The 12,988-nt window shown below is 55.0% G+C and carries 13 protein-coding genes; 10 read left to right on the top strand and 3 right to left on the bottom strand.

Going from position 1 to position 12,988, the window contains the following annotated elements; translation table 11 throughout:
• Positions 1-40: 40 nt before the first annotated feature.
• From MWU64_RS11620 to MWU64_RS11610, 3 genes are all read right to left on the bottom strand, one after another.
• Positions 41-1,540 (bottom strand): outer membrane protein transport protein, encoded by a 1,500-nt coding sequence (locus MWU64_RS11620; RefSeq protein WP_247064559.1) that lies wholly within the window; start codon positions 1,538-1,540, stop codon positions 41-43.
• A 145-nt stretch (positions 1,541-1,685) separates the two neighbouring features.
• On the bottom strand, positions 1,686-2,807 hold the full coding sequence (locus tag MWU64_RS11615; protein ID WP_133006615.1) for a PilT/PilU family type 4a pilus ATPase: 1,122 nt from the start codon (positions 2,805-2,807) through the stop codon (positions 1,686-1,688).
• 37 nt (positions 2,808-2,844) lie between these two features.
• Complete coding sequence (locus MWU64_RS11610; RefSeq protein WP_247064558.1) at positions 2,845-3,879, bottom strand: type IV pilus twitching motility protein PilT; 1,035 nt, start codon at positions 3,877-3,879, stop codon at positions 2,845-2,847.
• Positions 3,880-3,931: 52 nt separating this feature from the next.
• On the opposite strand from MWU64_RS11610, the gene MWU64_RS11605 reads away from it, so the two are divergent.
• The 10 genes from MWU64_RS11605 to MWU64_RS11560 all read left to right on the top strand — a co-directional run bounded on the left by MWU64_RS11605 (position 3,932) and on the right by MWU64_RS11560 (position 12,971).
• On the top strand, positions 3,932-4,645 hold the full coding sequence (locus MWU64_RS11605) for a YggS family pyridoxal phosphate-dependent enzyme (protein ID WP_247064557.1): 714 nt from the start codon (positions 3,932-3,934) through the stop codon (positions 4,643-4,645).
• 63 nt (positions 4,646-4,708) lie between these two features.
• Positions 4,709-5,542 carry a pyrroline-5-carboxylate reductase gene (proC, locus tag MWU64_RS11600; protein ID WP_247064556.1) on the top strand — a complete coding sequence of 278 codons (834 nt, stop codon included), beginning with the start codon at positions 4,709-4,711 and terminating at the stop codon, positions 5,540-5,542.
• Positions 5,543-5,563: 21 nt separating this feature from the next.
• A complete protein-coding gene (locus MWU64_RS11595) occupies positions 5,564-6,148 on the top strand; it encodes a YggT family protein (protein WP_247064555.1) in 585 nt (194 codons plus the stop codon).
• A gap of 224 nt (positions 6,149-6,372) precedes the next feature.
• Positions 6,373-8,337 carry a dynamin family protein gene (locus tag MWU64_RS11590; protein ID WP_247064554.1) on the top strand — a complete coding sequence of 655 codons (1,965 nt, stop codon included), beginning with the start codon at positions 6,373-6,375 and terminating at the stop codon, positions 8,335-8,337.
• 140 nt (positions 8,338-8,477) lie between these two features.
• Positions 8,478-9,626 (top strand): homoserine O-acetyltransferase, encoded by a 1,149-nt coding sequence (locus MWU64_RS11585; protein WP_247064553.1) that lies wholly within the window; start codon positions 8,478-8,480, stop codon positions 9,624-9,626.
• Entirely contained in the window at positions 9,623-10,225 is a 603-nt protein-coding gene (metW, locus tag MWU64_RS11580; RefSeq protein WP_247064552.1) for a methionine biosynthesis protein MetW, read from the top strand. The genes MWU64_RS11585 and metW overlap by 4 nt, the downstream gene beginning before the upstream one ends.
• Positions 10,225-10,674: a DUF4426 domain-containing protein gene (locus MWU64_RS11575; RefSeq protein ID WP_247064551.1), complete on the top strand. Its 450-nt coding sequence runs from the start codon at positions 10,225-10,227 to the stop codon at positions 10,672-10,674. The genes metW and MWU64_RS11575 overlap by 1 nt, the downstream gene beginning before the upstream one ends.
• 4 nt (positions 10,675-10,678) lie before the next feature.
• On the top strand, positions 10,679-11,278 hold the full coding sequence (gene rdgB, locus MWU64_RS11570) for an RdgB/HAM1 family non-canonical purine NTP pyrophosphatase (protein WP_247064550.1): 600 nt from the start codon (positions 10,679-10,681) through the stop codon (positions 11,276-11,278).
• Between the two features lie 2 nt (positions 11,279-11,280).
• Complete coding sequence (hemW, locus tag MWU64_RS11565; RefSeq protein WP_247064549.1) at positions 11,281-12,429, top strand: radical SAM family heme chaperone HemW; 1,149 nt, start codon at positions 11,281-11,283, stop codon at positions 12,427-12,429.
• Between the two features lie 47 nt (positions 12,430-12,476).
• Positions 12,477-12,971, top strand: a complete 495-nt coding sequence (locus tag MWU64_RS11560) for a hypothetical protein (protein ID WP_348645556.1) — start codon at positions 12,477-12,479, stop codon at positions 12,969-12,971.
• The last annotated feature ends 17 nt before the right edge of the window (positions 12,972-12,988 follow it).

The raw sequence follows: 12,988 nt of genomic DNA, 5'->3' as shown, positions 1-12,988 counted from the left end.
TCAACCGGGCGTTTTTTATTGCGGTTAGCTAAGCGATGTCTTAGAACGCTTTGCTGACCTCAATCGCAGCGCTCCAGGCGCTGAGTTCGTATTCGCCAGTGTAGTTAGACGCACCTGCATTCGGATCTTTCTGAGACGGCGCGTCGTGCTGGTACTGGAATTCATTAACCTTCACGTCGTCCGCAAAGATCAGGGTCCCAACTGCTGCATCCACAGTCCAGCCACTTGCAACATCATTCCACTGCGCACCCAGCGTCAGCCAATGGCGGTCTTCAGACGGAATACGTGCCGTCACGAACTGATCCACAGGCGACTCATCAAACGCATAACCAGCTTTGAAAGCCCACTCAGGAGTGGCTTGCCAGATACCACCTACGTTGAACTGCCACGTGTTTTTCCACTTTTCGGTGATGTGGGTGATTGGAGTGTCGCCTGTGCGACCGGTTGCTCCCGAAACATTGCCGCTCGCGCCTTCTCTGGAGTTAATGTCCAGTTCTTCAAAGCGGCCCCAGCGAGCGTATGTGGCTCCCCCCAACACCGTAACAGTGTCAGTCAGTTTATGCCTCGCACCCACGGTGATGCTCTCAGGAATTGCCAGCGGCACGGTTACGTCTTCAGTCAAAGTCGTCGGTGAAACCCCACCCTGCCCATCACGAACCGGGAATTTGGTGATTTTAACGTCACCGTCCAGATCGAATTCAGTACCAGTTTGGGCAGACAAACCAAACTGAGTGCGCTCATTCAACTCGTATAAGAAGCCTACCCGAAAGTTTACTGCGACATCGTCACCTTCTATATCGGCATAGGGAGTACCATACGCTTGCTCGTATCCATCAGCTTGGGCACTAGCTCCCGCTTGAATCGCAGCCAGCGTGCCTGGAGGAAGCAACGAAGGGTCTGATACACCAGCCTGCGCCATAGCCTGAGCTATACCGGCCTGCAGGAAGCCTCCCCGAACATCTTGAAACTTGGTTAAGCGTCCTTCGGCATACATGATATTAACGCCGAGGCCCATCGACAGACCTTTTCCATTGTTTAGGGCAATGGAAGGAGAGAAGGATATTGCCGTTAGCTCTGTTTTATCCGCAAAGTAGCGGCCAACAAAGTCATCATCATAATCAGCCGCCAGACCATAAGGAGCATGAATCCCGAAACCCACATCGATGGAATCGTTCACTTCATGAGTCAAATAGAAGTTAGGCAACACCGCTAAATCTGCGATATCCCCACCCTTGGAGCCTGGTACATCTTCGCCGAAAAAGTTTCTGGCAGAGGCACTCTTCGCCTCAGCATCAATATCCAAAACCGCCGCACCAAAAGAAATATTAGTACCAGACAACTGGCTCATACCGGCCGGGTTGAAGAAAACGGTAGTAGCATTTTCAGGGTTAGCGGCGGCGCCGGCGTTGGCTACGCCCATCTGGCTGGCGCTTTGTTCGTTCAATGAAAAACCACCTGCCATTACGGTTGCAGGGGCAGCAACAGCAGCCAAAGTGGCCAAACGAATGGCCTTCACGAGTACGTTGGTATTCTTGTGCATGGTGTCTCCTTATTAGTTTGCGCGGAGTATACGCAGCAGAGGGTTACGGCCTCAAATGCCAAAACTACTTATTTGCAAAGCTAATTGTTTCTGCCACATTTAAAACGCAAAAAGCCCCCGACTGGAGGCTTTTTGCCAGATAGATTCAGTCGTCCTGGATGGTCAGTTTATCGACCGATGACGACAAGCTGTCAGCGCCCTTTGCGTCGCTGCCAAGCTTGATCATCAAGCGCAGATCGTTAGCCGAGTCCGCATGGGCCAAGGCGTCCTCATAGGTGATTGAGCCTTCGGAATAAAGCTTATACAACGCCTGATCGAAGGTCTGCATACCGCTTTCGTTCGATTTCGACATCAGCTCTTTAAGCTTGTGGACTTCGCCTTTACGAATCATGTCGGCCACCAGAGGTGTATTGATTAATACCTCAATAACCGCTTTTCGGCCTTTACCGTCCGGCGTTGGCACCAACTGCTGAGCCACGATGGCTTTCAGATTAAGCGACAAGTCCATCCAGATCTGGTTGTGCTGTTCCGGCGGAAAGAACTGGATAATCCGGTCCAGCGCCTGGTTTGCGTTGTTCGCGTGCAACGTCGCCAGACAAAGGTGACCGGTTTCCGCGAACTGCACCGAATACTCCATGGTCTGGCGGGTACGCACCTCACCAATCAAGATGACATCCGGCGCCTGACGCAGGGTGTTTTTCAACGCCACATCAAAACTTTCTGTATCTATACCGACTTCACGCTGAGTGACGATGCAGCCTTGGTGCTGGTGTATAAATTCAATGGGGTCTTCAATAGATATAATATGCCCGCGGCTATTACGGTTACGGTGCCCAAGCATCGCCGCCAATGAAGTGGACTTACCGGTACCGGTCGCGCCCACAAACATGATCAGGCCTCGCTTGGTCATGGCCAGGTCTTTAATGACTTCCGGCAATGAAAGCTCATCAATTTGCGGGATCTTCACTTCAATGCGTCGCAACACCATGCCGCACAGGTTGCGCTGAAAAAACGCACTCACCCGGAATCGACCGATGCCTCGGGCGCTGATGGCAAAGTTACACTCGTGGCTTTCGTCGAACTCGGCGCGCTGTTTGTCATTCATCGCACCGTAGACAAACTCTCGAGTCTGTTCCGGCGTTAACGCATTTTTCGTGACGGGCAACACCTTGCCGTTCACTTTCATGCTAGGCGGAACACCTGCGGTGATAAAAAGGTCCGAACCGCCCTTTTCCACCATTAGCCGTAACAGCTTTTCAAACTCCATTTTTCATACCTATTGGTTTCAATATCGTAGCTAACGCTTAAAAATTATCCGGAATTTTCGCTTTCATACGGGCGTCTTCACGGGAAATCAGCCCTTTTCTGAGCAAGCCTTCCAGACACTGATCCAGTGTTTGCATACCGAGTGAACCACCCGTTTGGATCGACGAGTACATCTGCGCGATCTTATCTTCACGGATAAGGTTCCGAATCGCCGGGGTGCCGATCATGATCTCGTGCGCCGCGATTCGGCCTCCCCCCATTTTCTTCATCAGAGTCTGCGAGATAACCGCCTGCAACGACTCCGACAGCATCGAGCGGACCATGGACTTTTCTTCCGCCGGGAACACGTCGACAACACGGTCAATGGTTTTGGCTGCCGAGGTGGTGTGCAACGTGCCGAACACCAAGTGACCGGTTTCTGCCGCGGTCAATGCCAAACGAATGGTTTCAAGATCTCGAAGCTCACCCACCAGAATGATGTCCGGATCTTCCCGCAAGGCCGAGCGCAAAGCCTCATTAAACCCGAGGGTATCCCGGTGGACTTCCCGCTGGTTCACGAGACATTTTTTCGATTCGTGTACGAATTCGATAGGGTCTTCAATAGTCAGAACGTGCTCGTAGCGGGTATCGTTGATGTAGTCCATCATCGCCGCCAGCGTGGTTGATTTACCGGAACCCGTTGGCCCGGTCACCAACACCAGGCCCCGCGGCACAGAGGCGATGTCCTTGAAAACCTGACCCATGCCCAAATCTTCCATGGTCAGTACTTTCGAGGGGATGGTCCGGAACACGGCACCGGCACCACGGTTCTGATTAAAAGCGTTAACACGGAAACGGGCGACTCCCGGAACTTCAAACGAGAAGTCGGTTTCCAGAAATTCTTCGTAGTCCTTGCGCTGCTTGTCGTTCATGATGTCATAAATCAACCCGTGCACTTCTTTGTGCTCCATCGGAGGCAGGTTGATCCGGCGTACATCGCCGTCGACACGAATCATGGGGGGCAGGCCAGCTGAAAGGTGCAAATCCGACGCACCTTGTTTGGCCGAAAAGGCAAGCAGTTCAGTAATATCCATATGGATCCTCGGAAGGCTTTTTCTTTTAATACAGACGCGGCAAACTCACACTATGAGCAGCATAGCAGACAACATCAGAAGCGTAACCCGACGCATACAAAAAGCAACACAGCAAGCCGGCCGCAAGCCCGACAGTGTGCGGTTGTTGGCAGTTAGCAAGACCCGGCCGCCGGAAGATATTCGTGCCGCAGCCGAGGTTGGTCAAACGGCATTCGGTGAGAACTATCTGCAGGAAGCGTTGGACAAGATCGAAGCACTTAAAGATCTGGGTGTTCTGGAATGGCATTTCATCGGTCCGATCCAGTCCAACAAAACCCGTCAAATCGCCGAAGCCTTCTCTTGGGTGCACAGCGTGGACCGTCTGAAAATTGCCCGCCGGCTCAGCGAACAGCGCCCGGATGATCTCGGCCCGCTGAATATCTGCCTGCAAGTGAACGTGAACGATGAAGAGAGCAAATCCGGTTGCTCGTTATCCGAACTCCCGGAACTGGCGGCCGCGGTCAGCGAACTGCCCAATTTGGCCCTGAGAGGGCTGATGGCCATTCCGGACCCGAACCAAAGCGAGGCCGACCTGAAACGCAGTTTTCGGAAACTGGCCGATGCCCTGGCTCAACTTGGCCAAACCTTACCCGGTGCGCAGCAACTCGACACGCTGTCGATGGGCATGTCGAGCGACCTGGAACCGGCTATCGAAGAAGGCGCAACTTGGGTTCGGGTTGGCTCTGCCCTGTTTGGCGCTCGGCCGGTCAAAGAGAGCCTAAGCTGAATCCGTGCGTTCCTGTTATCATCAGGAACAGACCATTTACTGAGTAAGCACTTGGAGCGAACCTTGAGCAAATCACCCGTCATCTCGTTTATAGGCGCAGGCAATATGGCCAGCGCTATTATTGGAGGCATGCTGGATAACCGCTTCGAAGCCGATAATGTCTGGGTCAGCGCGCCCGATGACAGCCACTTGCAAGCTGTTCGAAACCAGTTTGGCGTAAGCGTCAGCACAAACAACCGCTACTGCGTGGAACAGGCCGACATCGTTGTTCTTGCGGTAAAGCCCCAGGTTATGGCCGACGTATGCCGGGACATTGCACCGGTCGTGCAAAACACCCGGCCACTGATTGTTTCTATTGCAGCGGGACTTACAGCTGAGACAATCGACCAATGGCTCGGTGGCGGCCTGCCGCTGGTGCGCGTGATGCCGAATACGCCGTCATTGGTCGGCAAAGGCGCGGCAGGTTTATTTGCCAATGACAAGGTGTCGGACGAACAGAAAACCATGGTACAAACGGTGTTCGAAAGCATCGGCACCGCGCTTTGGGTCGAAGACGAAAACCTGCTTCACGGCGTTACCGCCTTATCGGGCAGCGGCCCGGCCTACTTCTTCCTGATGCTGGAAGCGCTGGAAAGTGCCGCTACCGATGCCGGCGTAGATCCCGCCACTGCCCGTAAACTTGCCATCCAGACCATGGCGGGTGCGGCCGAAATGGCGGCACGCAGCGAACATGACCCCGGACAACTCAAACGCAACGTGATGTCGCCGGGCGGTACCACCGAGCGAGCGATCAACACGTTTGAAGACGGCGGCATGCGTGATTTGGTGAAAAAAGCCTATGATGCCGCATTCACACGCTCTGAAGAGATGTCAAAAGAACTGGCAGACAAACAGTAACCGCGACGGAGACACAGCTTCATGCTGGCAGACATTCTGATTACGATTCTGATGATTGCATCCACCTTTTATATGTCGGTGGTGCTGCTGAGATTCCTGCTGCAACTGGCTAGGGCTGATTTTTACAACCCGATTTCCCAGTTCGTGGTGAAAGCGACCAACCCACCATTGCGGCCCTTGCGCAGAATCATCCCGGGCTGGGGAGGCATCGATGGTGCCGCTCTGGTGCTGGCGATCCTGATTCAAGCCATTACCTTCTTTTTGATGCTGCTGATTTACAACTCGGGCATGCCTTCTTTTAACCCGCTTACGCTGCTGGTGTGGGGCACATTGAACGTGCTCAGCCTGATCGTAAAGATTTACTTCTGGTCGGTAATTGCCGTGGTCGTAGTTAGCTGGATCGCGCCCCAGAGCGGGCACCCGGCGATACAGCTGGTTGTTCAGATCACCGAACCGGTGATGCGCCCTGTCCGCAACATCATGCCGTCCATGGGCGGGCTCGATTTATCGCCGATTATCGTGTTCCTGATTCTGAACGTGCTGGATGTGGTGTTAAACCACATGAAAATTGCGGCCGGAATGGGCTTCCTTGGCGCCGGCATGTAACCTGCATCACAAATATACATATCGTTACATAATACCTAGACTTTAAACATCTCGAGGCCGGCGCATCAACTCTTTGATACGCCGGCCTTTTTTTGTTTGTCATTTTGCGCCAAACGTCACAACCGGTAAACGCGGCCATACCACAGCTGGATAATCGGGCTATTATTGCCGACATTTAATTTGGGACCATCTACCTCCCAAACGTCGCGCCAAAGGATTACCTCATGAGCCAGCAGGGAACACTGTCGCAGCAGGTGGAAGCCTACCACGACTGGAAAAAAGATCTGATCCGCCAGATCGGCCGATACCGGTTGTGGCTGCAGGACAACAACCTTTTTTCAGAAGACATCAGCACCCGTATCCGCCACGGGCTGGAACTTCTGATTGAGGATGAACTGACGATCGCCTTCGTGGGCGAATATTCCCGCGGCAAAACCGAACTGATTAACGCGCTGTTTTTTGCCAGCTACGGCCAACGAATGCTGCCTTCTGAAGCGGGCCGCACCACCATGTGCCCCACTGAATTGTTCTTCGATCGCACCAACAACACGAGCTATCTCATGTTGCTTCCGATCGAAACCCGCACTGGCGAGCTATCCCTGCAGCAACAACGCAAACGGCCTGAAAACTGGGTTCGGCACGAACTGGCCGAAGACAACCCAACGATGATGCGTGAAGTACTCTCCGAGGTTGCCCGGGTTAAAAGCGTGTCGATCGGAGAAGCCCGAAAGCTAGGTTTCGACGAAGACATGCTGGAAGCCGACCCGAGCCTTCCTGGCAATGTCTTGGTACCGGCCTGGCGCAATGCCCAGATCAGTATTCGCCACCCTCTGTTTGAGCGCGGCCTGCGCATTCTCGATACACCGGGGTTGAACGCACTAGGGTCTGAACCTGAACTGACTATGAGCATGCTTCCCCGTGCTCACGCGGTGATTTTCGTTCTCGGCGCCGATACCGGCGTTACCGCCAGCGACATGACCATTTGGAAGGAGCACATCAACACGGACCATGCCGACCATCGCGCTGGCCGCTTTGCTGTGTTGAACAAAATAGATGTGCTGTGGGACGACATTCAGGGTCAAAACCACACCGACGAGTCTATCGAGCGAGTACGCACCTACACCGCCGAACACCTCGGCATGAAGCAGCACGATGTTTTACCACTATCGGCCAAGCAAGGCTTGCTGGCGCGGGTGCGAAACGATTCCGAATTGTTTGGTCGTTCGAATCTCGGAATGCTGGAGAAGCTGATTGTTCAGCGCATCCTGACCCACAAAGAACAGTTGATTACTCAGCACCTCATCAGCGACCTTCTGGGCATGCTGCAGAACAGTCAGGCAGCGATGCAGTACCGCCTGAAATCGCTGGAAGAAGAACATGCGGCCTGCACCGGCTCTGCACTGGATAAACCGGCGCTCGCCCGGCTCGCAGAACGGGCGCAGAAAGACTACGACTTCTACTACAAGAAGTTGATCACCTTGCGCTCGTCTCGCCGCCTGATGGACTCGCAAGGTGAAATTCTGAACAACCTGGTCAGCGAAAAACGCTTTGAAGCCCACGCCGAGAAAGTGCGAGAGATCATGATGAAAAGTTGGTCTACCGCCGGCATGGTCCGTGCGATGGACCACTTTTTCGACCTGCTGGAAATCGACCTGAGCAACCTGCTTGCGGAAGGCCAATTGGCCGAGAAAATGGTCGGCTCGATTTATCGACGCTACAACGAAGATTCCCGCGCCAGACACTTGGAGCCTATCCCGCTCAGGGCCGGGCGCCATGTCATCGCCGTCCGCGAACTGCGCAAAAAAGCGCGACGTTTCCGCATCAGCCCAAAAAACCTGATGTCTGAGCAGTCAATGCTCATTCGCCGGTTCTTCAATGTGATGGTAAGCGAAGCACGAACGCTACACAGCCGGGCAAGGTCCGACGTTGGGCGCTGGCCGCACGAAGCTTTGCTGCCAATTATCCAGTACTCGATGGAGCAAAAGCAGCTGTTGGAGCATCAAATCAGCCGGTTAAGAGATCTGGTACGAAACGATCGCGACAGTCGTGCCGAGAGGGCGCGCCTACAGCACGCCATCGCCGACCTGCGCAAACAGCTCGAACTGGCCGACAACATGGTGCGTCACATTCGCAAGCCAGCACCGACCATGATCCAGCAAAAAGTCGTCAACATTTACGGCTCCGCCTGAACCCCAAGTTGCTGCAGGCGGCACGCGCCGGTTGCAGCAACCACCCCCCGCCTTTAAACTGCTCTATCGGCGCCAGCTTCTGCGCCACCGCAGGCTTATTGCCTGACTCATGTGGACTGGATCAGGATATCAACACGCTCATGCCCGACTCCCTGCCTACGGATTCCGTGGGCCTCGTTAGCCCGCAAACCATTCATTTCGACACCCCCATCGAATTGGCCTGCGGCCAATCTTTGGACAGTTATGATCTGGTCGTGGAAACCTACGGCACGTTAAATGCCGAAGCCAGCAACGCGGTTCTCATTTGCCACGCGCTTAGTGGCCATCACCACGCCGCCGGATATCATTCCTACGACGATAAAAAACCCGGATGGTGGGACAGTTGCATTGGCCCGGGTAAGCCGATCGACACCAATCGTTTTTTTGTGGTTTGCCTGAACAACCTCGGCGGTTGTCACGGAAGCAGCGGCCCCAGCTCAATCAACCCCAGCACAGGCAAACTTTACGGGCCGGACTTCCCCGTCATCACCGTTGCCGACTGGGTAAAAAGTCAGGCCCGGTTGGCTGACCGCCTCGGCATTCAGCAGTGGGCGGCGGTTGTCGGCGGCTCGTTGGGCGGCATGCAAGCGCTACAATGGAGCCTGGACTATCCCGACCGCCTTCGTCATGCGGTGATCGTCGCCTCTACACCGCGACTGACCGCTCAGAACATCGCGTTTAACGAAGTCGCGCGCCAAGCCATCACCTCTGACACCGATTTTCATGACGGCCGCTATGATGAGGAGAGCACCCTGCCCCGGCGCGGTTTGATGCTGGCTCGCATGGTCGGGCACATCACCTACCTGTCAGATGCGGCTATGGGTGAGAAGTTCGGCCGTGAACTGCGAGAAGAAGCGTTCAAATTTGGATACGACGCCGAATTTCAGGTTGAAAGCTATCTGCGCTACCAAGGCGAACGCTTCTCCGAAAGCTTCGACGCGAACACTTACCTGCTAATGACTCGTGCTTTAGACTATTTTGACCCCGCTTACGAATTTGGCGGTGATCTCTCGAAAGCACTTGCGCCGGCCCAATGCGAGTACCTGGTGCTGTCGTTCAGTACCGACTGGCGCTTCTCGCCGGCCCGCTCTGAGGAAATGGTGAACGCCATGATTTCCGCTCGCAAGAAAGTCAGTTACGCCGAAATCGATGCCCCTTGGGGCCACGATGCGTTTCTGATCCCAACGCCCCGATACACCAACGCGTTCACAGCGTATATGGATCGGGTAGCACGGGAGGTGGGCGCATGAGAGCCGATCTGGAAATCATCCAACAATGGGTAGAACCCGGCCACCACGTGCTCGACCTCGGGTGCGGCGACGGCACTCTGCTCCATTATCTGCAGCAAGAACGCAACGCCACCGGTTTTGGTCTGGAAATCAACCCGGACCACATCACCACCTGCATGGGCAAAGGCGTATCGGTGATCGAGCAGAACCTGGACACTCAGGGCCTGGACAACTTCGGTGACGGCATGTTCGACATCGTGCTGATGACCCAGGCCCTGCAAGCCGTACGCAGACCCGACAAAGTGATCGACGAGATGTTGCGGCTTGGCCGCGAAGGCATTGTCACCTTCCCCAACTTTGCTCACTGGCGCCTACGCTGGGGCCTGGCTCTGAGCGGCCGCATGCCGGAATCAGACGCGTTGCCGTATAAATGGTACAACACCCCCAACATTCGCCTGTGCACCTTCAAAGATTTTGAAGCCTTGTGCCGGCAGAAAGGGATAAAGATCAAAAGCCGCCGGGTCGTCGACGGCCAACATCAAAACAGCTGGCTGGCTCGTGCATGGCCAAACCTGCTGGGCGAGATTGCGATTTATCGAATCACACGGGAGCACACCTGATGATTATTCGTTCTGTTACCCGCTTTATGGCCCTCACCTTTGGCCTGCTACTGTTAGCCAGCCAAGGTCAAGCCGGCGAAAAAGATTTTGGCGAATACACACTGCACTGGAGCGTTTTCCCCAGCACCATGCTGACTCCGGAAGTTGCCAAAGCCAATAACCTGCAGCGCAGTAAAAGCATCGGCGTGGTGAACATTTCCATCATGACCGACAATGAACACGGCCAGCCTCAACCGGTAGGCGGGCAGGTGGAAGGCCAGGTTGCCAACGACATCCAACAGGTCAAATTTCTGGCCTTTCGCCGGATTCAGGAAGGCGACGCGGTTTACTTCATCGCCCAGTATCAATATCGCCCGGCGGAATTGATGACCTTTAACATTACGGCACGTCCCACAGGCTACCCACAAGGCCTGAAGGTGCGCTTCGCCCACTCCTTGTTCAACGACTAAAACCATGTCTCAGAAACTCGTTATTGCCAGCAACAACAAAGGCAAAATTGCCGAACTGACAGAACTACTCAGCCCGCTCGGCTTAAGCCCCGTTGCCCAAGGCGAACTCGGTGTTGGTGAAGCGGAAGAACCGGCCGTTACCTTTGTTGAGAACGCCATTTTGAAAGCCCGCCACGCGGCCCGTGAAACCGGCTTACCGGCTCTGGCCGACGACAGTGGCCTGGCAGTAGACGCCCTCGGCGGCCAACCCGGCGTGCGCTCTGCCCGCTATGCCGGTGCGGCAGAAACAGACGCAGACAATGTTGAAGCGCTATTAGAAGCCTTGAAAAATGTGCCCGAACAAGAGCGTGGCGCGCAATTTCACTGCGTTCTGGTTTATCTGCGCCATGCCGATGACCCGACACCGATCATCTGCCACGGCCGCTGGCCGGGATACATTCTTTCCGAGCCCAAGGGCGACGGTGGTTTTGGCTACGACCCGGTTTTCTACGCGCCCGAGCACGACTGCAGCGCCGCCGAGCTTACACGCGAACAGAAAGGCCGCATCAGCCATCGCGGGCGCGCGCTGGCGAGCCTGCTAGACCAACTTAAGAGCATTCATTAAACGTGCCCTCTTCCTCTGCTGTTTCGGTCTATCCGCCGCTATCGCTGTATATCCACGTGCCTTGGTGCGTGCGCAAGTGCCCGTATTGCGACTTCAACTCCCATGCAATTCGGGGTGACATACCTGAGGCGGCCTACCTTGCTGCCTTGCTGGAAGATCTTGAGCACGACCTAGGCTTTGTTCGCGACCGCCCGATTGAGAGCGTGTTCATCGGCGGCGGCACGCCATCGCTCATGACCAGCGATTTCTATCAGCGCTTGTTCGAAGGGCTTCGCCAACGTCTGAGCTTCGCGCCCGACGCCGAAATCACACTCGAAGCCAATCCCGGTACTTTGGAAGAAGGCCGTTACGAAGGTTTCCGCCAAGCGGGCATTAACCGGCTTTCGATCGGGGTGCAGAGCTTTCATCAAGAGCACCTTAAAACACTGGGGCGCATTCACGATGCCAACGCCGCTCATCGCGCGATTGAGACTGCGAAAGCGGCGGGTTTCAGCAATTTCAATGTGGATTTGATGCACGGTTTACCGGAGCAAACTCCGGAACAAGCATTGGACGACCTGCGGCAAGCGCTGGACCATCAACCCTCACACTTGTCCTGGTATCAGCTGACCATTGAACCCAACACCGAGTTTTTCTCCCGCCCACCGGACTTACCAGACGACGACCGCCTTTGGGAGATCTATCGACAGGGTTCAGAATATCTGCGCGCTCACAACTTCGATGATTACGAGGTATCAGCCTGGAGCCTCCCGAATCACGAGAGCCGTCATAACCTGAACTACTGGCAGTTTGGGGATTACCTGGCACTGGGAGCCGGCGGGCACGGAAAAATCAGCCTTGCCGATGCTCGGATCATCCGCTATTGGAAAACCCGCCAACCAGAAGCCTACCTGAACCGGATAGGTTCACGCACGGCAGGCAGCGAAGAGATCGAACCGAAGGAACGGCCGCTGGAGTTCATGATGAACGTGTTACGGCTGAAACAAGGTGTCGCAGAAGAACTGTTCGTAAAACGTACAGGTTTACCCTTGGCCCCGGTTGAGGTACAACTTGAGCAATTGCGGAAACAAAATCTGCTGGTCGGTGATCGGATCCAAACCACGGAACGGGGCCAGCGGTATCTCAACAGCTTGTTGGAGCAGTTTCTCTGATGGACCAAGCCCGGCACCTCCCGAAGCGGCCCCTTGGATCAGCCTTGGTGACGTCACTGGTAATCAGTGCAGCGTTGTTCATAGCGCTTCTGGTGATGAACCAGCCGCTTAAAACCGCCAGCGCACCGCAAGGCATGATCAGTTTTCAGCTGGCAGGCACTGCTCAGCAGGCGCAAACCATTTTAGCCAGCTGGCGGCCAGATAGCGTGACGATGGCTCGAGCGTCTCTGTGGGTAGATTTTGCTTTCATCGCCGCCTATTTGGCGATGTTACTGCAGCTTACCCGCAGGTTCTCACTCGACCGCCCCGGCGTACGGGAACGAATCATCGCCAAGTGGGTGCGCATGCTGTTTATCGTGGCCGGCACCAGTGATGTTATCGAGAACATTGCCCTGCTCAATAACTTCAGCCCTCCCGACGACAGCCTGAGCATGGTTGCCAGTATCTTCTCACTACTTAAATTTACGGGGCTATTACTCGGCTTGGCGGGGCTTATTATTCTTCGCGCGGCCCGCCGGCAACCGTTAACCCCGGCCTCGTGACGCCGGGGTTCATACGG

The sequence above is a fragment of the Marinobacter sp. S0848L genome (assembly GCF_023016065.1).
Taxonomy (GTDB): domain Bacteria; phylum Pseudomonadota; class Gammaproteobacteria; order Pseudomonadales; family Oleiphilaceae; genus Marinobacter.
The sequence above is the reverse complement of the archived record's forward strand: the minus strand, read 5'-3'. Positions and strand labels throughout refer to the sequence as shown.

Excerpts from the sequence above, each read along its gene's own strand:
- MWU64_RS11620 (WP_247064559.1), bottom strand. The coding sequence starts at position 1,540 with ATGCACAAGAATACCAACGTACTCGTGAAGGCCATTCGTTTGGCCACT.
- MWU64_RS11615 (WP_133006615.1), bottom strand. The coding sequence starts at position 2,807 with ATGGAGTTTGAAAAGCTGTTACGGCTAATGGTGGAAAAGGGCGGTTCG.
- MWU64_RS11610 (WP_247064558.1), bottom strand. The coding sequence starts at position 3,879 with ATGGATATTACTGAACTGCTTGCCTTTTCGGCCAAACAAGGTGCGTCG.
- MWU64_RS11605 (WP_247064557.1), top strand. The coding sequence starts at position 3,932 with ATGAGCAGCATAGCAGACAACATCAGAAGCGTAACCCGACGCATACAA.
- MWU64_RS11595 (WP_247064555.1), top strand. The coding sequence starts at position 5,564 with ATGCTGGCAGACATTCTGATTACGATTCTGATGATTGCATCCACCTTT.
- MWU64_RS11590 (WP_247064554.1), top strand. The coding sequence starts at position 6,373 with ATGAGCCAGCAGGGAACACTGTCGCAGCAGGTGGAAGCCTACCACGAC.
- MWU64_RS11585 (WP_247064553.1), top strand. The coding sequence starts at position 8,478 with ATGCCCGACTCCCTGCCTACGGATTCCGTGGGCCTCGTTAGCCCGCAA.
- metW (WP_247064552.1), top strand. The coding sequence starts at position 9,623 with ATGAGAGCCGATCTGGAAATCATCCAACAATGGGTAGAACCCGGCCAC.
- MWU64_RS11575 (WP_247064551.1), top strand. The coding sequence starts at position 10,225 with ATGATTATTCGTTCTGTTACCCGCTTTATGGCCCTCACCTTTGGCCTG.
- rdgB (WP_247064550.1), top strand. The coding sequence starts at position 10,679 with ATGTCTCAGAAACTCGTTATTGCCAGCAACAACAAAGGCAAAATTGCC.